This window comes from Lentzea fradiae, assembly GCF_900100955.1.
In the GTDB taxonomy this organism is placed as follows: Bacteria; Actinomycetota; Actinomycetes; order Mycobacteriales; family Pseudonocardiaceae; genus Lentzea; species Lentzea fradiae.
Genome location: NZ_FNCC01000004.1, coordinates 178,617 through 199,109, shown reverse-complemented (window position 1 = coordinate 199,109; position 20,493 = coordinate 178,617). Strand labels below are relative to the sequence as shown.

The 20,493-nt window shown below is 69.8% G+C and carries 19 protein-coding genes; 9 read left to right on the top strand and 10 right to left on the bottom strand.

Going from position 1 to position 20,493, the window contains the following annotated elements; genetic code table 11:
- Nucleotides 1-345: 345 nt before the first annotated feature.
- Nucleotides 346-1,026: a ribosome hibernation-promoting factor, HPF/YfiA family gene (hpf, locus tag BLT23_RS10730; RefSeq protein WP_090048141.1), complete on the bottom strand. Its 681-nt coding sequence runs from the start codon at nt 1,024-1,026 to the stop codon at nt 346-348.
- A 980-nt stretch (nt 1,027-2,006) separates the two neighbouring features.
- Between hpf and BLT23_RS10725 the strand changes: the two genes are divergently transcribed.
- Nucleotides 2,007-2,624 carry a ComF family protein gene (locus BLT23_RS10725; RefSeq protein ID WP_090048140.1) on the top strand — a complete coding sequence of 206 codons (618 nt, stop codon included), beginning with the start codon at nt 2,007-2,009 and terminating at the stop codon, nt 2,622-2,624.
- Between the two features lie 338 nt (nt 2,625-2,962).
- Here BLT23_RS10725 and BLT23_RS10720 read toward each other — a convergent pair whose 3' ends face one another.
- From BLT23_RS10720 to BLT23_RS10705, 4 genes are all read right to left on the bottom strand, one after another.
- Entirely contained in the window at nt 2,963-4,705 is a 1,743-nt protein-coding gene (locus BLT23_RS10720; protein ID WP_090048139.1) for an LpqB family beta-propeller domain-containing protein, read from the bottom strand.
- Nucleotides 4,702-6,507 (bottom strand): MtrAB system histidine kinase MtrB, encoded by a 1,806-nt coding sequence (gene mtrB / locus BLT23_RS10715; RefSeq protein WP_090048138.1) that lies wholly within the window; start codon nt 6,505-6,507, stop codon nt 4,702-4,704. Before mtrB ends, BLT23_RS10720 begins: the two co-directional genes overlap by 4 nt.
- Nucleotides 6,508-6,517: 10 nt before the next feature.
- Nucleotides 6,518-7,195 (bottom strand): MtrAB system response regulator MtrA, encoded by a 678-nt coding sequence (gene mtrA / locus BLT23_RS10710; protein WP_030471262.1) that lies wholly within the window; start codon nt 7,193-7,195, stop codon nt 6,518-6,520.
- 186 nt (nt 7,196-7,381) lie between these two features.
- Complete coding sequence (locus tag BLT23_RS10705) at nt 7,382-8,026, bottom strand: dTMP kinase (protein ID WP_090048137.1); 645 nt, start codon at nt 8,024-8,026, stop codon at nt 7,382-7,384.
- A 145-nt stretch (nt 8,027-8,171) separates the two neighbouring features.
- Between BLT23_RS10705 and BLT23_RS10700 the strand changes: the two genes are divergently transcribed.
- Complete coding sequence (locus BLT23_RS10700; protein ID WP_090048136.1) at nt 8,172-9,143, top strand: helix-turn-helix domain-containing protein; 972 nt, start codon at nt 8,172-8,174, stop codon at nt 9,141-9,143.
- 370 nt (nt 9,144-9,513) lie between these two features.
- On the opposite strand, the gene BLT23_RS10695 is transcribed toward BLT23_RS10700, so the two are convergent.
- On the bottom strand, nt 9,514-11,556 hold the full coding sequence (locus BLT23_RS10695; protein ID WP_090048135.1) for a TerD family protein: 2,043 nt from the start codon (nt 11,554-11,556) through the stop codon (nt 9,514-9,516).
- 63 nt (nt 11,557-11,619) lie between these two features.
- On the opposite strand from BLT23_RS10695, the gene BLT23_RS10690 reads away from it, so the two are divergent.
- From BLT23_RS10690 to BLT23_RS10680, 3 genes are read left to right on the top strand one after another with little or no spacing between them, the layout of a single operon-like run.
- Complete coding sequence (locus BLT23_RS10690) at nt 11,620-12,441, top strand: class I SAM-dependent methyltransferase (protein ID WP_090048134.1); 822 nt, start codon at nt 11,620-11,622, stop codon at nt 12,439-12,441.
- A 55-nt stretch (nt 12,442-12,496) separates the two neighbouring features.
- Nucleotides 12,497-13,351, top strand: coding sequence for a DUF5753 domain-containing protein (locus tag BLT23_RS10685; protein WP_090048133.1), 855 nt, complete (start codon nt 12,497-12,499; stop codon nt 13,349-13,351).
- Complete coding sequence (locus tag BLT23_RS10680) at nt 13,326-13,502, top strand: DUF397 domain-containing protein (protein ID WP_090048132.1); 177 nt, start codon at nt 13,326-13,328, stop codon at nt 13,500-13,502. The genes BLT23_RS10685 and BLT23_RS10680 overlap by 26 nt, the downstream gene beginning before the upstream one ends.
- Here the strand turns inward: BLT23_RS10680 and BLT23_RS10675 are convergent.
- The 3 genes from BLT23_RS10675 to ahcY all read right to left on the bottom strand — a co-directional run bounded on the left by BLT23_RS10675 (nt 13,496) and on the right by ahcY (nt 15,921).
- The gene (locus tag BLT23_RS10675) at nt 13,496-13,918 is read right to left on the bottom strand and encodes an Imm1 family immunity protein (RefSeq protein ID WP_176946684.1); all 423 of its coding nucleotides are present in this window, start codon (nt 13,916-13,918) and stop codon (nt 13,496-13,498) included. The two genes, BLT23_RS10680 and BLT23_RS10675, sit on opposite strands and share 7 nt — an antisense overlap.
- A gap of 7 nt (nt 13,919-13,925) precedes the next feature.
- Nucleotides 13,926-14,390, bottom strand: a complete 465-nt coding sequence (locus BLT23_RS40650) for a hypothetical protein (RefSeq protein WP_176946683.1) — start codon at nt 14,388-14,390, stop codon at nt 13,926-13,928.
- A 67-nt stretch (nt 14,391-14,457) separates the two neighbouring features.
- Nucleotides 14,458-15,921 (bottom strand): adenosylhomocysteinase, encoded by a 1,464-nt coding sequence (ahcY, locus tag BLT23_RS10670; RefSeq protein WP_090048130.1) that lies wholly within the window; start codon nt 15,919-15,921, stop codon nt 14,458-14,460.
- Nucleotides 15,922-16,020: 99 nt separating this feature from the next.
- Between ahcY and BLT23_RS10665 the strand changes: the two genes are divergently transcribed.
- Nucleotides 16,021-18,426, top strand: a complete 2,406-nt coding sequence (locus BLT23_RS10665; RefSeq protein ID WP_090048129.1) for a hypothetical protein — start codon at nt 16,021-16,023, stop codon at nt 18,424-18,426.
- Nucleotides 18,427-18,435: 9 nt separating this feature from the next.
- Nucleotides 18,436-18,957: a GNAT family N-acetyltransferase gene (locus BLT23_RS10660; RefSeq protein WP_090048128.1), complete on the top strand. Its 522-nt coding sequence runs from the start codon at nt 18,436-18,438 to the stop codon at nt 18,955-18,957.
- Here BLT23_RS10660 and BLT23_RS10655 read toward each other — a convergent pair.
- Nucleotides 18,950-19,528 (bottom strand): TetR/AcrR family transcriptional regulator, encoded by a 579-nt coding sequence (locus tag BLT23_RS10655; protein ID WP_090048127.1) that lies wholly within the window; start codon nt 19,526-19,528, stop codon nt 18,950-18,952. The genes BLT23_RS10660 and BLT23_RS10655 overlap by 8 nt on opposite strands.
- A gap of 76 nt (nt 19,529-19,604) precedes the next feature.
- Here BLT23_RS10655 and BLT23_RS10650 point away from each other — a divergent pair, with 76 nt between their 5' ends.
- Both BLT23_RS10650 and BLT23_RS10645 read left to right on the top strand, forming a co-directional pair.
- Nucleotides 19,605-20,084: a DUF2975 domain-containing protein gene (locus tag BLT23_RS10650; protein WP_090048126.1), complete on the top strand. Its 480-nt coding sequence runs from the start codon at nt 19,605-19,607 to the stop codon at nt 20,082-20,084.
- 1 nt (nt 20,085) lies between these two features.
- Nucleotides 20,086-20,313: a helix-turn-helix domain-containing protein gene (locus BLT23_RS10645; protein WP_090048125.1), complete on the top strand. Its 228-nt coding sequence runs from the start codon at nt 20,086-20,088 to the stop codon at nt 20,311-20,313.
- Nucleotides 20,314-20,493: the final 180 nt, after the last annotated feature.

The window sequence follows — 20,493 nt, the reverse complement described above, 5'->3', positions numbered from 1 at the left end:
TCACCTGTATCGCGGTGCGCCCTCGTCGGACGCCTTTCCCCTGCCCATCGTAGGCAAGTCGCCAAGATGTGTGCACGGACACAGGCGGATTCGTGCACCCGACCTGGTATGCGCAGGTCAGGTACCACTTCTGCGAAGTTTCCGCTTCTCGCCTGTCGCCGTGCCCTGCTCGGCCACTGCCCAGGTGAACGCACGGGCACCGCGAGAAGGTTCCTGACCGGCCCGAGTTCCCTTGACGGTGTGAACGTCCCGGCCGGGGATGGGTCCGGGTGGCGGTAGACGCGGGCCGCCGCCCCGCACGCGAGGGGTGCGGGGCGGCGGCTGTCGGAGGAACGGGGCAGCGGGTCAGGCCAGCCTGATCACGCCGTAGTCGAATCCCTTCCGGCGGTAGACGACGCTCGGGCGTCCGCTCTCGCTGTCGGCGAACAGGTAGAAGTCGTGTCCGACCAGTTCCATCTCGTAGAGGGCCTGGTCGACGGTCATGGGCTTGGCGGCGTGCTCCTTCTCGCGTACGACGCGTCCGGGCAACTTGTCTTCGAGGCCCTCTTCCCATCGCTGCGCGGGCACTTCCGCCATGCCCTCGTAGTCGTCGGCGTAGTCGGGCTCGGGTGCGTCGAGCACCGCGGTCTTCGCGCGGCGCGACGTCATGGTTTCGCCTGCGGACGAGCCATCGGCCAGTCCGCTTGTCGCTTCCGCCACCGAGATCGGGGCGCGGGCCCCGTGGTGGACGCGCCTGCGGTCGTGTGACCGGCGCAGGCGGTTCTCGAGCTTTGCGACCGCGGAATCGAGCGCGGCGTAGAAGTCACCCGCGCAGGCTTCGGAACGGACCACTGGTCCACGTCCCTTGCCGGTGATTTCGACCCGCTGGCAGTTCTTCGACTGACGGCGGTTCGGCTCGTGGAAAAGCTCCACGTCGAAGCGGATGACCTTGCGGTCGTAGCGCTCAAGCCGGGCCAGCTTTTCGGCGACGTGCACCCTGTAGTGATCGGGCACCTCGACGTTGCGGCCCTTAACGACGATGTCCATACACGACCTCCCTCGCTTTGCTGCGAGCTTTGGCTGGACTGATTCAGAGCGCCGTGGCGATCACGGATCGCGGATTGTGTCGCAGAGGGTCGTCCTCCGCAGCTCTCACGGCGCCAGGGTCATGGGCTGTTCGCCTCCTCCCCGCGTGCCGGGAACGCTGATAGCGGTGCACGTTAGCTTGGGATTCTCCGTCGCGTAAGCCCCCTTGCCGGGGGAACGACGAGAATTTTCGGTGACTACGCACTGCGACCGCAGCGCGTCGCCGACCATGTCCCGAGCGTGCCACGAACGCAGCGCACCGGCAGGCTGCTCACCCGAACGGCCCAGCCTGTTTCCGGCACTCGACCGCAGCTCCGCTGCGTCGAACGGGTCCAGGTTCGGCCTCATACCCAGCCAACGGACGACCCCCGCGTCATGTTCCCGAAACCTGGAAGAGATCGATTCCGATCCACTCCGCGGGATCCCGCGACACTTCTTGCAAGGGAAGTGATCGGTGCAGACGCCCGATCACGACCCTGTCACGCCCGTCCGAACGGCCGATTTCGACCATTGCCGGACAAGGCCGCCGATCACTCGCTGTACTCTGTTCGCCCGCATTTTCTTGAATAACCGCTGGTCAGCAAGAGATGTGAATAATCGTTAACTGATGCGGGGTGTGACGACCGCTCCGCGGGGTCATCCCAGGGGACAGTGCCGCGCGAGCACGGCTCCGCCCGGCGGCCGGACCGGGCGGACGCGGCGGTTCCGGAACCCGGCCTCGACACGCGTTGGGACGAACGGGTCGAAACGAGTTACACGGTTTCGCGACATCACCACCCTCCCGGCCCCCCGACAGCGCCTCCCACCAGCACTGAAGATCGCCAAAGCAACAGGAACTTCACTCGTGTGGGCGGGGCCGAAAGACCCCAACCGCGGCCGATCCCGCCCGGTTCCGGCCCCGACCGCGATTTTCTGTCGGACCCCGTCGCCATCCTGGCCACATGACAGCACTCGACCTGCTCCTGCCGTCCACATGCGCCGGTTGCGGCCGCCGCGGCACCGCCTGCTGCACCACCTGCCTGGCGGCCTTCGGCCCACCCGCACCGCTCCAGGTCCCCGGCGTCAGCCCGCCGGTGTGGACGCTGGCCCCCTACCAGGGCGCCGCACGCGAACTGGTGCTCGCCTTCAAGGAGCGAGGCGCACGGGCCCTCTCAGCCTGGTTCGGCGCTCTGGTGGCATGCGCACTCATCGCGGTCGGCCCACCCCCGTGGACCCTCATCCCCGCCCCCTCCCGCCGCGCAGCCGCCCGCGAACGAGGCGGCGACCACATGCACCGCATCGCCGAGGCCACCCAGATCGCCACCGTCGCCCCCGTCCTGCACCTGGCCCCCGGCGTCACCGACTCGGTGGGCCTGACCGCGGGCGCCCGCCGCCGCAACCTGGCAGGCCGCGTCCAGGTCCGCGGCAGCCCACCGCCAGGTACCACCGTCCTGCTGGACGACGTGATCACAACCGGCGCGACAGCCTCAGCCTGCGTCCGCGCCCTGCGCGCCGCCGGCGTGCGCACGCACGGCGTGGTGGCCCTGACGTCGGCCCGCCCCCACCAACCGGGCCAGTGAAAGCCAGCGGTCCGGGGCGATCCGCCACGGCTCTGTCCGACCCCGTGAGCTGAGGGCGACCCGCCGCACCCTCCCGCGGCCCGGCCGACCGCCAGCCGACCCGGTCCACCACCAGACCAGCCATGCCGAGCGTCAGCCGAGACCACCGCAGCCGCCCCCACACCGCAACCAGCCGACCCGTCAGCCAACCTCGACCCCATCGGCCAAACCCGGCCCGACGCCCAGCCCAGCCGGACGCCCAGCCCGACACAGCCCAACGCCCAGCCCGGCCCGACGCCCGGCCCTGACGCCACACCCCCGGCGTCAGCCGTCCCACGCCCCGACGACCCTGAGGAGGCTCAGCCCGGGTAGAAGACCAGCGCCCCCGACGACACCCGGATCCCGCTGGACCGCCACACGTCGGTGATGTCCGAAGCCGACCACAGCCCGGAGGGGTCGATCACCTGCACCTGACGTGCGGGCGCCGCCGCCACCGAGCCGACCGGCACGGTCAGGTTCGACTGGCTGTAGCGGTCGAGCTTGTAGCCGTCCGCGTAGACCTTGGTGACCGGCAGCGCCGGCAGGGAGGAGGAGACCACCAGCACGTCCTGCGAGAGCCAGTCGATCGACTGCACGGTCGCGCCCAGTGTCGAGGGCTGGACCTGGCGGGGTGAGCGCAGGGCCACGTCCTGGTTGTTGCGCACGACGGACGCGACGTAGAGCTTGCCCGCGATCACCAGGGCCGCTCGCGTGCCGTCGCGGGACAGGCGCAGCTCGCTGATCGGGCCGAACGGCGTGATGTCGGTGATGTTGACGCCCTTGGCGGTCCAGCCGCTGTCCGAGCGGGTCACGCGGGTGACCGAGCCGCCGTCGACGGCTGTCCACACCTCGGCGCCCGGTTCCTTCGGGCCGCTGGAGAGCAGCCACGTCGGGCGCGACAGGGTGTTGGCCTTCAGGTCCACTTCGGACAGGTCCTGTTCCAGCTCGCCGACGCGCAGGCGCAGGCCGCCGCCCTCCCTGGTCACCACGGCCAGGCGGGAGCCGTCGAGCGACTGGGCCGCGCTCACCACGTTGTACGTGCCGTTGCCCGCCGGTCCCTTGATCGGGTTGCCGTCGGCCAGGGAGCGGACGACGCCGTCCACCACGAGCATTCCCTGGAGGTTCGCGTTCAGCGCCAGCAAGGACTCACCCGCGGTCGCCGACACGTCGGACGGCCGGTAGTCGCGCTGGTCGGGCAGGATCTGCCGTCCTTCGACGAGGACCCGCACGCGCGACGAGGTCACGCCGGAGTACGACTTCACGACCTGCGCGACGATCTGCTTGCTCTTCTCGGGCGTCAGGTCCTTGCCGACCTTGGTGAGGTTGACCTCCAGCGCGCCGTCGTCGGACTCCTTGGTCTCCGAGAAGATGTCGGTGTCCGGGCCGAGGGCGCTCACCAGCGAGTCGCGCACCGCGTCGCCGGGGCCCTTGATCAGCAGCTCCGTCACGCGGGTCGGGATGCTCGTGGCGGGCGGGATCACGACGTAGCGCGGGTCCGGCACCAGCACGGTGAACTCGGGGTTGTAGAAGTAGAGCGTGACGCGGCGGTAGTTGTTGTTGAACTGGTTCTGCGGCATGTAGACGCCGGGCGGCGGCTCGGAGATGCGCCACTGGTTCTCGTTGTTGCGTTCCAGCTTCACGATCTGCGACATGTCGCCGAGCCGGGGCACCAGCGAGTTGTCGTTGCCCAGCCGGCCGACGTACTTGCCCTGCAGCAGCACGGTCTGCGTCTTGTCCTGGGGCGTCTGCGGGGCCTGCGAGGTCGGCACGGTGGCGAACGTCGTCTCGATGATCGTGGGGTTCTTGGTGTCCCACTTCTCGTTGGCTTCCGGCGTCAGGTAGGCGCGGGCGGCCGCGAAGTCGCTGTCCGGGTTCGAGGTCGCGTCGATGAAGTCGCGCACGAGCATGAACGGGTCGATGTTCTGCCGCGGCTCCGGCGCCTTGACGGTGTTCGTCGACTTGCCGTCCTTGGTGCCGATCGGCTTCGGCTGGGTGTTCGTCGGGATCGCGGCGCACCCCGCCAGGGTCACGAGGACGAGCACCGCCACAGCCAGCCGTTTCACCGCACTTCCTCCGAAACATCTCGCGACGCCGGCGAAGGCGCCTGCCGGGAGTCGCCCGAGTCGGCGGGGTCGCCCTCGGACGTGCCGTCCACCGGCTGGGCGGGCTGCCAGGTGATCTCCTCCGGCCTCAGCTCGACCTCCCCCGGTTCCTCCGCCTCCGGGGGCTCCTCCGCGGCGGGGGCGGCCGTGGGCACGCCCTCGATCGCGGGCGCGAGCGGCAGCGGGCTCTCGCGGAGCTCCTCGCCGTGGCGGCGGGGCAGGGTCAGGCGGAACACGGCGCCGTGGCCGGGTTCGCCCCACGCCTCCAGCCAGCCGCCGTGCAGGCGGGCGTCCTCCAGCGAGATCGACAGGCCGAGGCCGGTGCCGCCGGTGCGGCGGTTGCGGGACGGGTCGGCGCGCCAGAAGCGGCTGAACACCAGCTCCGCCTCGCCCTTGCGCAGGCCGACGCCGTGGTCCCGCACGGTGATGGCGACGGCGTTGTCGTTGCCGCGCATGGTCAGCTCGACGGGCTGGCCCTCGCCGTGGTCGATGGCGTTCGCGAGCAGGTTGCGCAGGATGCGTTCGACGCGGCGGGAGTCGAGCTCCGCGGTCAGCTCGGAGTCGGGCAGGTCGAGCACGACGGGCGAGTTCGCGCTCGTGGAGATCGCGCGCACCGAGTCGTGGGCGCGGCGGGCCAGCACGCGGATGTCGACCTGTTCGGCGGTCAGCTCCTCGACGCCCGCGTCCAGGCGGGAGATCTCCAGCAGGTCGCCGAGCAGCGACTCGAACCGGTCGAGCTCGTCGACGAGCAGCTCGGTGGAGCGGGCGAGCCCCGCCGGGAACTGCTCGCGGGAGGCGTGCAGGACGTCCGCGGCCATACGCACCGTCGTGAGCGGGGTGCGCAGCTCGTGCGAGACGTCGGAGGTGAACCGGCGTTGCAGCTGGCCGAACTCCTCCAGCTGCTTGAACTGGGCCTGGATCGACTCGGCCATCTCGTTGAACGACTCGGCCAGGCGTGCGACGTCGTCCTCGCCGACGACGTGCATGCGTTCGTGCAGGGTGCCGTCCGCGAACCGCTCCGCGACCTCGGCTGCCTGCCGCACCGGCCGCACGACCTGCCGCGTCACCAGGTTCGCGATCATCGCGAGCAGGACCAGCAGCACGATGCCGCCGACCGCGAGCGTCGACTGCACGACCTCGGCGGTGCGCTGCTCCGCGGTCAGCGGGAAGATCAGGTACAGCTGCATCGAACGCGCGGACGTGCTCATCGGCAGGCCCACGACGAACAGCGTGGTGGCCGTGCCCTCGCGCTGCACCGTGTGGATCTGGGTGCCCTCGTCGCCGTTCTCGACCATCTCGCGCAACGCGCGGGGGACGTCCTCCAGCGGCCCGACGGACGGCACGCGCCCGGCGCCGCTCGTCGCCAGGCCGTCGGCCAGCACCGGTTCGAACGCGCCGGCTCCCGCCGTGGTGGCGTCCGTGCCGGCGCCGCCCACGGCGAGCTTGTTGATCGCGCTGGTGAACCGCGTCTGCACGCTGTCCGGACCGGGGTTCAGGCCCACCAGGTCGGACTGGATGAGGTTGCGCGAGGCCATCGCCTGGCGCACCGCGGCCTCCTCCTTGGTGTTCAGCAGCTGGTTGGTGATCTGCATCTGCAGCACCATGCCCAGCACGAACACCACGGCGGACGACAGCGCGAGCGTCGAGACGACGACGCGCAACTGCAGCGAGCGACGCCACAGGTCACCGAACGCGGCCCACCGCTTCCGCGCCTCCTCGGCGAGGAGCTGCGCTTTCGCGGCGACCGGCCGTACGAACTTCATATGCCACCTGTCACGGAGGGCCGGCCTTGTACCCGACGCCGCGGACAGTCAACACCACCTCGGGGTGCTCGGGGTCCCGTTCGACCTTCGACCGCAGCCGCTGCACGTGGACGTTCACCAGGCGCGTGTCGGCGGCGTGGCGGTAACCCCACACCTGCTCGAGCAGCACCTCGCGGGTGAACACCTGGCGCGGCTTGCGGGCGAGCGCGACGAGGAGGTCGAACTCCAGCGGCGTGAGCTGGATCGGCCTGCCCTCGCGCAGCACCTCGTGGCCGGGGACGTCGATCGTCAGGTCGCCGATCTGCAGCACCTCGGAGGGCTCCGCCTCCGTGCGGCGCAGGCGCGCCCGGATGCGGGCCACCAGCTCCTTGGGCTTGAACGGCTTGACGACGTAGTCGTCCGCACCGGACTCGAGGCCCAGCACCACGTCGACCGTGTCGCTCTTCGCGGTGAGCATCACGATCGGCACGCCCGACTCGGACCTGATCGCCTTGCAGACGTCGATGCCGTTCATGCCGGGCAGCATCAGGTCGAGCAGCACGAGGTCGGGCTTGAGCTCGCGCAACGCGGGCAGGGCACGGGCACCGTCGGCGACCACCGCGGTGTCGAAGCCTTCCCCGCGCAACACGATCGTCAGCATCTCCGCCAGGGCGGGGTCGTCATCGACGACGAGCACGCGTGCCTTCATGCTCAACATCGTCGCACTCCCGGTCGCGCGTTCGCGCACCGCCCACGTTCCGTTGCCGCTGGTGGCGGTGTGCGCTCGTTCGGTAACCGGCCGGAACTGTCCATCCACGTGCCCCACCTCGCGCGAATCGGCCCTGTTCGTCGGGGGAGTAAACGCGCGGCGAACACGTTTCGTTACGCAGCCGGTTCAGGGCGTGAAGAGAGGCGCCAGAAGCTTCGAGAAGTCCACGTCCGTCCGGCCGTCCACGACCTGCCACGGCGCCAGCCAGCCGGTTCTCGCCAGGCCGTCGTAGACGATGCCGCACCGCGACTGCAGCGAGCCGTCGGACTCGTAGAGGTCGCGGGTGCGCGTGTCGTCGTCCTGCTCGCGCTTGGCCGCACGCTCCGCCGCGACCTCGACGGGCACGCGCAGCAGCAGGTGCAGGTCCGGGACGGGCAGCCCGAAGCGGTCGATCTCCAGGGCACGCACCCACTCGACGAACTCGCCGTTCTCGTCCTGGTGCAGCCGCGCGGCGTTGTAGGCGGCGTTGGACGCCACATAGCGGTCGAGCAGCACGACGTCGTGCTCCTCCAGGTCCTTGCGGATCTCGTCGGCCGCGCCACGCCGGTCGAGCGCGTAGAGCACGGCCATCCCGTAGACGGAGTCGCTGAGGTCGCCGACCTTGCCGTAAAGAGCGTCGCGGACCAGGTCGGCGTGCACACTGATGCCGTACCGCGGGAACGCGTGGGAGGCCACGGACCTGCCCTCGGCGTTGAGCGCCGCGGTCAACCCGGTGGCGAGGGTGCGCTTGCCGGCGCCGTCCAGACCTTCGATCACTACGAGCTTGCCCACGCGCGCACAGTAGACGTACCCGGTTCCGGCCACTCACACGGCCGCAGCGGGTCCCCCACACGGAGGAAATCCGATCTTTCGATCACTAGAACGAGTGACTACGGTGAACAGTCACACGGCGCGTGTGTGAAGGGTAGGTGCCGCGGTGGCCGCGGATTCCGGGCACGCCGAATCGGTCGACGAACCGGTCGGTGCCCCGATCGGGGGTTTACCGACCCCTCTCGCCGAGACGCTGCGCTACGGGCCGTTTCACCGGGCTTTGCGCGAGGCGATAGCCCACCGGGGCCTCTCGCTCGCCCGGCTGCGCGCTCATCTGGAGCAGCTCGGTGTCCAAGTTGGCCAGTCGACGCTGTCGTACTGGCAACGCGGCCTGCGCCACCCCGAGGTGCCGCGCGCGATCAGCACCGTGCGCGCGTTGGAGTCCGTGCTCCGCCTGCCGCCATCGTCCTTGTTGGACCTCATCGGCCCGCGCTCCGGCAACGCCTACGCAGCCCCTCGTCCCGTCGCGACCTGGCCGGACCCCGCGCCGCTGCTCGCGTCGTTCGACTCCGTACCAGAAGCGGCACGCGGCAACGCCGACCTCGAAGTGCTGTCCGTGCACGACAGCGTCCAGATCGGCATGCACCGCGAACAGCGCTCCATCACCACACGGATGGTCGTGCGCGCGGTGCGCCAGGGTCCGGACCGATACCTGGCCGTGCACCGCGGCGACGACGGCTCGTTGATCGACCACGCCCTGGTCCGGGCCGGTGAGGGTTGCCGGCAGGGGCGGCTGCGCAGGGAAAGCGCTTCCCGGAACCTGGCCGTGGAGATGCTGTTCGACCGGCGGCTCGCGGCGGGCGAGGAGCACGTCTTCAGCTTCACGATCATCGACGACTCCGGCGGCCCCACGGTCGGCAGCCACCGGACGTTCCGCGACGTCTGCGGCTCGTACCTGGTGCAGCTCTCGTTCCATCGGCGGGCGATGCCGGCGCGCTGCATGAAGCAGTTCCGCGCGTCGGCCGACGCCACGCCGGTCGACGTCGAGGAGCTGGTGTGCGGGCTCGGCGGCGTCGTCAGCGCCTACTTCGGCGACGTCGGCCCCGGCATAGCGGGCATCGCCGTCGAGTGGAACTGATCCTGCTTCCAGAAGTGCCCTCCGTGACGCCCCGCCCCGGTTTGCAACTCTCTTTCGTGTTTCCCGTGCCGCACGCGGGGCCCTTTCGTACTGTCACACAGTACGAAAGGGCCCCGCGTACTAAAGCCACGTCACGCTGGGGAGGCGGGGCGCGCTGGACGGAGTGACACACGGGCGAGTGTGTGACGAGTGCAGGCGGGACAGGACGTCTGGCACAGCGCTCGGCACCGGCACCGGCGCCCGTGCCGGGAAGTTGGGTGCGAGGAGAGCGAGAGGGCTGAAACCGGCGGTCCGAAGACCCGACCCGGGCCCGGAATTAGCAGGAAGCCCCCTCATGGCCTCGCGACGCCCACGGTAGCAGCGCGACGGCTCAGTCCGACAGCAGTTTCCCGAGCTGGCCGACCTGGGTGACGGTCCCGGTCTCGTCCTGCGCCAGCCCGATGCGGAGCACCGGAGCGTCCGCACGAGTTCCCTTGCGGGCGAACAGGTCCCGCAACCGCCGCACGGTGAAGTACCTGCGCCGCAACGCCGCCGAGGCGACGAGCTTGACGATGTCGCGGTTGGCCTCGACGCGGTTGCCCCACGCCGTGCCGCGCAGGTAGAGGTGCAGCCACGTGCCGTACCAGGTGTCACCCTCCCGTTCGAACATCACCGGCAACGCGACCTTCCCCTTGCCGCGCAACGAAGACCGGGCCCGGACCGTGCTCGGCTCGAAGGGCTTGCCCATCTGCTTTCGATCACGGCTCATGAACCCGAACATCGACTCGGCGACGTCGTCGAACCCCTCCCCCGCATAAACGTTCACCTGCGGCACCACGTACCTGGCCGTCATCGCCTTGCGGTGCAGGTCGATGAACTCCGTGGCGCCGTCCACCGCGTCCGTGACGTCACCCGAGTAGAACGCGCCCGCCTGCTTGAGCTGCGTCCACGAGACGTGCCCCTGGAACTCGAAGTCGTCGCCGAGCAGCACGGCCGACAGGTCGTAGTCGGTCCGCAGGACGTTCTGCCGCCAATGCACGAAGAACCGCAGCACGTCACCGTCGAGCGTCAGCTTCGACCCGCGTGGCAGCACGCCGAAGCCCTCCTCGGTGCCCGTGACCGGCACGACGACGTCCAGCACCTCGTCGTCGACCACGAGCTCCGAGCACTCCGGCAGCCTGCGGACCAGCTCGTCCTCGACGACCTCCACGATCGCCGCGACGGCCTCCCGGTCGAGCGGCGCGCGGTCGTCGTCCGCGATCCACACCTTTCGGCTCCGCGTGGCGAACACGCGCGCCACGTCCGGCGTCGTCCGGTTCTCCAGGTGCTCCAGCAACGACACGAGGACCCGGCTCGACACCTCGGGCACCGCGGCCTTGACGTGCCGCGCGAGGTCGACGGCCCCGTTGCGCAGCAACCGGTCGACCTGCCGCACCAGGATTCCCGGCGCGTCGGCCAGAATCCGCACGGCCCGCTCGACGTCGCCCTCCGCGAACGCCACCTCGACCCGCCCGGCGAACGTCCGCGCGGTCTTCTCCCCGCGCGCCACCGCGAACACGTCCCGCGCCTGCTCGAACGGGTGCTCGTGCGGGTGCAGCCGCTCCCCGAGCCGCTTCCACCTCTCCCGGTGCCGGTGCACGTCACCGAGCTTGCTCGCCGCCACCCCGTCCAGCGCCGCCAGCAGCACCCGCCGCTCGGCCCGCCGGAACGACCGGAACCGCGTCGGCTCGACGAGCGTGACATCGCCCCCGGACGCCTCCGCGGCGAGCCGCAGCACGTCCGTGACGGTGTCGACGTCCTCGATCGGCCGCTGCGCGACGAGCCGCGCGGCGTTGAGGATCGCGCGGTTCTCCCGGACCGGCACCTCGACCTTCACGTCCAGGCAGAGCACAGCCAGCTCACCGAGCAACGCCCTGTCGCTCTCCGCCAGTGGAATCGGGCTCGACGCGAGCTCTTCGAACAAACGCCGCACTTCTTCTTCGACCGTGCCACCGAGGTGCACGACCGTGATGCGGTCCTTGAGGGACGGAATCAGCTCTTCGTGCGCGCGCAGCATCTCCTCGTACGTGTGCTGCACACGGCCGTACTTCGGCAAGGCGAGCAAGTTGAGCGTCGGCTCCACACCCTGCTCGACCGCGTCCCGCAGACACTCACGCCAAAACTCCAACGTGTCCGGCACGTTGTGCGGAAAGTCCTTGAAGTAGGGGTTGTGCTGCGCCCGAGCCCCGACCAGGGCTTTGACGGCCCTGACGACCTCGGCCGCCAGCCCCTCGGCGTCCGCGAGGCCACCGACGTGCTCCAACAGCTCCCGCGACGCCTTGAACCCCGAGCTGAGCAGAGCGGCGTCCAACTGACGAGCGACCACCGCCCCGTCACCCGGCGCACCGTCCGAAGTGGGCACACGCAAGGTCTTCTTGATGATGGTCGTCCGCACTGTGCCAGTAAAACCGCCACGTCAACCGTGATTTCCCCTGGCCAGGCTCACTACTGTGAGGACATGATCGACGTAGCCGCAGTCGCGCGCGCCATGGCCACCGGTGTCACACACCCGGACGTCCAACTCGTGCAGACCCGCTTCCGCGCCGGGCTCGTCGAGACCTGGGACGTCCAGCCGGGCGACCGCGTGCTGGAGATCGGTTGCGGCCAAGGCGACATGACCGCGGTGCTGGCCGCCGCCGTCGGCGAACACGGCCACGTCACCGGCGTGGACATCGCCGACCCCTCCTACGGCGCCCCGGTCACCCTCGCCGACTCCGCCGAGTTCCTGCGCGCCACCCCGTTCGGCGAACGCATCGACATGCGCTTCGGCTTCGACGTGCTCACCGAGACGTTCCCGGACGACGCGTTCGACCACGTCGTGCTGTCGCAGTGCTCGTGGTACTTCGCCTCACTCGACCAACTCCGCACCACGCTGGCGCGAGTCCGCCCCTGGGCACACCGGCTGTGCTTCGCCGAGTGGGACCTGCGCCCCACGTCCCACGACCAGCTCGCGCACCTCCTCGCCGTCCAGATCCAGGGCATGATCGAGGCAACCGGCGAACGCGGCGACGGGAACGTCCGCACCCCGTTCTCCTCCCAACGCCTGCTCGCCGTCCTGGACGAGACCGGCTGGCACGCGTCCGCCCCGCGCACCATCGACACCACGGACATGCACGACGCGGCGTGGGAGATCGACGCCTGCCACTACGTGGTCGAAGAACGCCTCCACACCGTCCCGGCCCCGTTGCGCGACCTCATCCAGAGCCACGTCGACGTCCTGGACACGCTCACGTCGGACAACAAGGCACTACCGGTCTACTCGGTGACCGCCACCCGCTGATTCCACCCGTTCGAGCGGGATGTTGAAGCTCCTCCAACACCTACCGTCGAATCCCATGAACGGCGATCCGTCGACTCCCTACAGCCGCGACCTGGGCGACGAGCTGCGGCAGGTGCGGGAGCGCTTCACGACCTTCCGCGGGCGCAAGATCGCCCGGATGCTCGGCTGGGACCCCGGGAAGGTGTCGAACATCGAGAACGGGAAGGTGCGGGCCACCGAGATCGACCTGGTCCAGTACCTGGGGAGGTGCGGACGCAGCCAGGCGTTCATCGAGGACTTCCTCGACAGGTACCGCTCCGCGTTCGACCACTACTTCGTCCAGGTACCGGACAACCTGCGCACGATGGCGATGGCCGAGTCCGTTGCCGACACGATCACCAGTTACAACCTGACGTACATCCCCGGATTGGTGCAAACCGAGGACTACGCGAGGGCGCTGTACGAAGCACGCGCAGTTCTCGCACCGGAGCTGATCGACGCCGCCGTGCGCTTCCGGATGGAACGGCAGGCGATCATGCGTCGGCACGATCGTCCTGACTGCACCTTCTTCGTCCACGAGAACGCGCTGCGGTTGCAAGTCGGCGGAGCCGAGGTGATGGAAGCCCAGTTCAAGAGACTGCTCTTCCGGACACATTCCCTCCGGGTCGTACCAGCGGCGAGCGGTCCAGCTGGAGTCCTGCTCGCCAACTACGTTCTGTGGGAGTTCGAGAAGCGCGACAACGTCGCATACACACACTCCGACCTCGCGAAGGTGTTCGTACAGGACCAGGTAGGTGTTCAGCGCTGCAAATCGATTTTCACGCGCCTGGATGCCCTCGCCCTCAGTGAGGAACAATCGCGGCATACGGTGGCGGACCTCGCCAAGCGACCGCGGGAGGACCTCAATGGCCGGAGACTGCACCTGGCGTAAGAGCAGCTACAGCGGCGGCGACGACGTCGACGACAACTGCGTCGAGGTGGCGTTCGCGCAGGTTGTGCACGTCCGCGACTCCAAGAACACCACCGGCCCCCAACTGAGCTTCAGCGTTGAAGCCTGGCAGGGGTTCGTCACCGCTCAGTAGGCGGCCGGCTGCCACGACAGGCACGCGGGCCGCTTGCCTTCGCGCGCGAGCAACTCGATCAGGGCATGGCGGACCTGGTCGAGCGGCACCTCCGAGTCTGCCGGGAACCCGTGTGCCGTGCCGTAGTACAGGTAGCGCACACCATCGGGGTTGACCCGGTCGCCTTTGCTGAACCACTCGCCGTCGTCACCGGCATAGCGGACGGCGCCGAGCGCGGCGGCTTGGTCGACACCGACCACCACCTCGTGCGCCGGGTCCTCGTCAGCGGTCTCGTCCACCACGTAGATCGTCGCCGACTGGTAGTCCGGCCCAGCGTTGGCCAACTCGGTCAGGAAGTCCGCGATCTCGTCGTCAGTGCGCAGGAGGGCGGTGTCGACACCATGCTTGTACGACGCCTCCAGGACGAACCTGCCCACGGCTGCCTCAGCGCAGCTCGTTCGGCAGCGGCAGTCCCAGCGCCGCGAGGAACCGGGCCGTCTTGACCTCCACGAACACCTCGGCGTCGTCGATGTCGTCGATGTCCTCGGACTCGTCCCACTCGAAGGTGTCCGGGTCCTCGTCCTCCGCCAGGAACCCGAGGATCTCCGCCTGCTTCGCCACGACGTCACCCGCGCCGGGGTGCGTCAACGCCCACCACGCCGCGAGACCGGACGCCTCGCGGAGCACGTCGGTCGGGTCGGAGGCGTTCGGGTTCTCGAAGTACGTGCGCGGGGTCATGCCCAGGTAGGCGACGCCGCTGCCGGGGCCGGGAGGCGCGTAGACGACCGAGGTGATGTCGCTGTCGTGGACGTCGATCCACAGCGACGGCTCCGCGAGTGGCGGTAGCTCGCCCTCGGACAGCGTCTTCCACTCGCCGTGCTCGAACGCGAAGGTGCCGAAGAATCCCACGACGACATGAAACAGGGGCCTCCCGCGACGTGCGCGGGAGGCCCCTGAAAACAACCTGTGAAAGCACTCAGTAGCGGTAGTGGTCCGCCTTGAACGGGCCCTCGACGTCGACGTCGATGTACTCGGCCTGGTCCTTGGTCAGCTTGGTGAGCTTGCCGCCGAGCGCCTCCAGGTGGATGCGGGCGACCTTCTCGTCGAGGACCTTGGGCAGGCGGTAGACCTCGTTGTCGTACTCCTCGTGCTTGGTGAACAGCTCGATCTGGGCGATCACCTGGTTGGAGAACGAGTTCGACATGACGAACGACGGGTGGCCGGTCGCGTTGCCGAGGTTGAGCAGGCGACCCTCGGACAGCACGATGATCGAGCGGCCGTTGGGGAACACCCACTCGTCGACCTGCGGCTTGATGTTGTTGCGGCGGATGCCGGGGTAGCGGGCGAGGCCGGCCATGTCGATCTCGTTGTCGAAGTGGCCGATGTTGCCCACGATCGCCTGGTGCTTCATGTTCGCCATGTGCTCGGCCATCACGACGTCCTTGTTGCCCGTCGTGGTGATGATGATGTCCGCGCGGTCGAGCACGTCCTCCAGGCGCTGCACGTCGTAGCCGTCCATCGCGGCCTGCAGGGCGCAGATCGGGTCGATCTCCGTGACGATCACGCGGGCGCCCTGGCCGCGCAGCGACTCCGCCGCGCCCTTGCCGACGTCGCCGTAGCCGCAGACCACGGCGACCTTGCCGCCGATGAGGACGTCGGTGCCGCGGTTGATGCCGTCGATGAGCGAGTGGCGGATGCCGTAGCGGTTGTCGAACTTCGACTTCGTGACCGCGTCGTTGACGTTGATCGCCGGGAACAGCAGCTCACCGGCGGCGGCCAGCTGGTACAGCCGCATGACGCCGGTGGTGGTCTCCTCCGTCACGCCGCGGATGCCGGCGGCGATGTTCGTCCACTTCTTGCTGTCCGCGGCCAGCGACGCGCGCAGCGTCTCCAGGACGATCTTCCACTCTTCCGAGTCGTTCTCGTCGGTGTTCGGGACGACACCGGCCGCCTCGTACTGGACGCCCTTGTGGACGAGCAGGGTGGCGTCACCGCCGTCGTCGAGGATCATGTTCGGACCCTTGCCGTCCGGCCAGGTCAGCATCTGCTCGGCGGTCCACCAGTACTCCTCCAGCGTCTCGCCCTTCCAGGCGAAGCAGGAGATGCCCTTGGGCTCCTCCTCGGTGCCGTGGGGGCCGACGACGACCGCCGCGGCGGCGTGGTCCTGGGTGGAGAAGATGTTGCACGAGGCCCAGCGGACCTCGGCGCCCAGGTCGACGAGGGTCTCGATGAGCACGGCGGTCTGGATCGTCATGTGCAGCGACCCGGAGATGCGCGCGCCCTTGAGCGGGAACACCCCGGAGTACTCGCGGCGGAACGCCATCAAGCCGGGCATCTCGTGCTCGGCCAGACGGATCTCCTTGCGACCGAACTCGTGGAGCGACAGGTCGGCCACTGCGAAGTCGATGCCGTTGCGGGTCTGCAACCGGTCCGCGGTCATGTGCGAAGTCCTCCAAGGCACTTCAGAGCGGGTGTCGTCCGACCATACCGCCGATTCATGCAGCACTATGACCCCTACTCTGGGTGAGGGAGGTCTCGGGTGTTGATAGCCGGCCCGGACACACGTGTCGTCGAACTGCGAGTTCACGGCGTCCAGGGGACGACGCCGCAGACGCTGGTCGACGCCGTCGCCGCCGTGGACGTCGCAGGCGACGGACTCGGCCGCATCGTGCGACCGGCGGACAGGCTCCGCAGACCGGCTCCCGGCCCCGTCCTGCAGACCGACGGCCGCCCCATCCCCCGCACGGTCGAGGGGTACCTCTGGGGCGGGATGACCTCCGGTGGTGTGGCGAAGGCCACGTGGGCGCTGCTGTTCCCGTTCAGCATCGCGAACGTCGCGCACTGGATGCTGCCGCCCGTCCCCGACCGGAACCTGCCCGCCCACCTGCTCGGCATCGGGCTGCGGTCGCTGCTGCGGGTGTTCGCGCTGCTGCTGACGGCGTTGCTGGTCGCGCAGATCTCGGTGGTCAGCCTCGACCTGCTCGCCGCGCAGTGCCTGCGGCCCGGCACCGCCTGCCTGACCAGCGTCCCCGACGACGTGCGCACCCTGCCGTGGCTCCGCACGTTCCTGGGGCTGCTGCCGATCGTCGTGGTGGTCGCGGTGATGCGGCGGGTGTCGCACGTCGACTGGCGGATCGAACGCCGGGAGATCGCCGACGCCGAGAAGAAGGAGCAGCAGCCGCCGTCCGGACTGCCCGGCGCGCACGTCGCGACCGACCCGGACACCCCGGCGCTGCGGTCGCTGCACGTCGTCGCGGCGCTGGCGGTGGCCGCGCTGATCGCGCTCGGCGGGCCGTTGAAGCAGCTCACCGCGAGCGGCGGCATGGGCGTGGCGGTCACGGTGGCGTGGACCGTCGCGATGGCGCTCATCACCGCGTCGGTGCTCGGGGTGCTGCTGCTCGACGACCCGACGGGCGGCGCACCCCACCGCGGCGGGCGGTGGTTGCGGGCGGCGCTCGGGCGCAGGCCACGCCGGTTGTTGCTGGTGGTGTCGGTGCTGCTGGTGGTCGCGACGCTCGCGTTGCAGCGGCAGCTGCCCGTGCGGGTGCCCGGCGCCGACGTGACCGTGCAGGTCGTGGCGTTGCTGATGGCGTTCGTGCTGGTGCTCTTCGGACTGCTGCTCGTCCCCGCCGCACTGCTGGCGCGCGGGGGCTGGAAGTCGTTGCCGCGCGAGCTGCGGCCGTGGGCGGGCGGCTGGTTCGCCGCGCCGGTGCTGGCGATCGCGGGACTGCTCGGCGGCGGGTTCGGCGCCGGGGTCGCGCTGCCGGTGCGCAAGCTGCTGAGCGACGAGCTGCACCTGCCCATCGGGTACGACTACATCACCCTGCTGTGGGGTGTGGCGGGCGCGTTGGGGCTGGCCAGCACGCTGGTCGTGGCGTCGTTCACCAGCGCGGTGCGGTGGCGGGCGTTCCGCAAGGGCAAGGAGTGGGCGCGTGAGGCGTCACTGCTGCACTCCGGCCGGATGCGCGACCTCCGTGCCGCGCGGCGGGCGTGGTGGTGGGCCCGCTGGGAACGCAACCACGGCCACCACCTGATCCTCATCATCGCGTCGGTGCTGGTCGTCGGCGCTGTGGTGGCGACGGTCCTGCGGGTGCGCAACGTGCCGCCCGCGACGTGGATCGCGCCGTTCTCGGCCGTCGGCGTCGGCGTGCTGGGCCTGCTGGCGGTGGCGCTGCTGCGCGCCGTGTACCTCGCGGCCCGGCAGCCGGAGTCCGGGCGCAGGCTCGGGATCATCGCGGACATCGCCCAGTTCTGGCCGCGCGAGGCGCACCCGATCGTGCCGCCCTGCTACGCGCTGAAGGTGGTGCCGGAACTGGTCTCGCGCGTCCAGGACCACCTGCGCGACCACGGCACCAGGGTCGTCCTCTGCGGGCACTCGCAGGGCTCGCTGCTGGTCGCCGTCGCGGCGGCCAGGCTGCTGGAGGAGCTGCCGCCGCACGACCGCGAGCGGATCGGCCTGGTCACCGCCGGGTCGCAGCTGCAGTGGGCCTACCCGCGGGCGTTCCCGGCCGTGGTGCCGCACGCGTCACTGGCCAAGCTCGCCGGCGGCCTCGACGGACGGTGGCGGGCGCTGTGCCGCGGCACGGACCCGCTGGGCGGCGCGGTGACGACGTGGCGGCGGCAGGTGTTCGACGGGATGCTGCTCGGCGCGGGCTTCCGGGCGGACGGCACCGAAGGCGCGCTGGCACCGGCGTTGCGCGGGCCGACGGGGGCGCTGGTCCTCGGCGGCGACCACTGGCTGCCGGACCCGCAGCGCGGGCCGTTCCCCGGCCGGCGGTGGCGGTCCGGGGTGTCGGCGCACTCCGACTACACGTCGGACCCCGAGTGGGACCGGGCGGTGGCGATCGCGGCGGGCCTGATGGAGGTGGACGCGCCGGAGTCGACGCCGCTGCCGTTCGCCAGGAGGCCGGAAACGCGCTCGCGCGACGTGCTCGGCGGCTCCTAGTCTGCGGCCATGCTGACCGGGGATCTCGTCCGACTGCGTCCCGTCGAACCGGAGGACGCCGACACCTTCTACCGCTGGCACAACGACGAAGAGGTGATGCGCTGGTTGCAGGCGTACTTCCACACCTCGCTCGCCGCGGTGCGCAAGAGGTTCGCCGAGCGCCAGGAGAACTCGCACGAGCGGGTCACCTTCAGCATCGAGACGCTGGAGGGCAAGCTCATCGGCGTCGTCGCGTTGCGGGACGTGCACCCGGTCAACGCCCGCGCGGAGGTCGACATCTACATCGGCGAGAAGGACCACTGGGGCGGCGGTTACGGGACGGACGCGTTGCGCACGGTCTGCCGGTACGGGTTCGACACCATGCGGCTGGAGTCGATCCAGCTCGGTGTCGTCGAGGCGAACGAGCGGGCGGTCAGGTCCTACCAGAAGGTCGGGTTCCAGGTCGACGGCCGGTACCGGCGGTCGTTCTTCCGCGACGGCGTCTGGCACGACTCGCTGCTGATGTGCGTGCTGCGGGACGAGCTCACCTGAGAGCGGGCGCGAGGTGACCGATCGCCTCGCGCAGGTGCTCCTCGACAGAGGCGGCCGGCACGACGACGAGGCCGGACGGGCGGACGTCCACCCACCGCTGCACGGCGATCCGCGCGGCGGCGGACACCGCCGCGGCCAGGACGGACGCGCCCAGCTCGGAGACGCCGAGGCGGTCGGCGATCACCTCGGCGATCGGGGGTTCCATCGACGTCACCGAGTCGACGTAGACCTCGCGCAGCGCCGGGGTCGAGGTGATCAGGGCCAGCGCCTCCGACGGCGGTTCGCGGTACTGCTCGGCGAACGCGGCGACGATCGAGTCGGCCAGCGGCTCGCCGGGCGGGCGGGACCGCAGCTCGTCCGCCACGCGCTGGGCCCGGGAGGCCGTGATGCCCGCGACGATCGCGTGTTCGCGGCTCGGGAAGTAGTTGTTGTAGGTGCGCGGCGAGACGTTGGCCGCCTCGGCGATCTCGTCGACCCGCACGTCCTCGACGCCCTTCTCCAGGGCGAGGCGCAGTGCGGCGGCTGCCAGTGCCGCTCGGGTCTCGGCCTTCTTGCGTTCGCGCAGTCCCACGCGATCACTCTAGAGACCTGTTGCGACACGATCACTACCGATTGACTTTCGATAGATGACTACCGATACTCGATGCATGATTGCTGAGCGTTGGGCCGTGACGGCCCTGCGGGTCTTCCTGGTGGTCCTGTTCGGGATCCTCGTCGTGTTCGAGACCATGTCGCTGCCGGGGCAGTTCGCGCACATGGCGCAGGAGAACCCGAACGACGCGCCGCTGCGCTGGCCCGCGACGATCATCTCGGTGTTCTGGGTGGTCTGCGTGCAGGTCGTGGTCGTGGCCACCTGGAAGCTGCTCACGCTGGTGCGCAAGGACCTGATCTTCACCGAGGGCGCGCTGAAGTGGGTCGACGTGATGGTGTGGGCGATCGCGGCGGGATGGGTCGTGCTCGTCGGCGTGTTCCTGTGGGTCGGTTTCAACGCCGACGACCCCGGCCTGCCGATGCTGCTGTTCCTGCTCACCACCGGGGTCACCGTGGTGGGACTGGTGATGATCGTGATGCGGGCGCTGCTGCAGCGCGCGACTACGCTTCGCTCCGACATGGAAGCGGTGATCTGAGATGGCCATCGTCGTGCGCATCGACGTCGAGCTGGCCAAGCGCAAGATGAGCGTCGGCGAGTTCGCGGAGAAGGTCGGGCTGACACCGGCCAACGTCGCGGTGCTGAAGAACGGCCGGGCGAAGGCCGTGCGGTTCAGCACGCTGGAGGCCATGTGCCGGGTGCTGCGGTGCCAGCCCGGCGACCTGCTGGAGTTCGTCGACGAGGACGAGGAAGAAGCAGCCTCCTAGCCATGCTTCCAGCAGTGCTGTCCGTAAACGCCTCGCCCCGCTAACAACTCTCTTTCGTGTTTCCCGCCGGGAACGCGGGGGCCCTACGTTCCGTCCACGAGTACGCGGGGCCCCCGCGTACTAAAGCCACGTCACGCAGAGGAGGCGGCGACCGCTGGGTGGGTGACACACGGTGGGTGG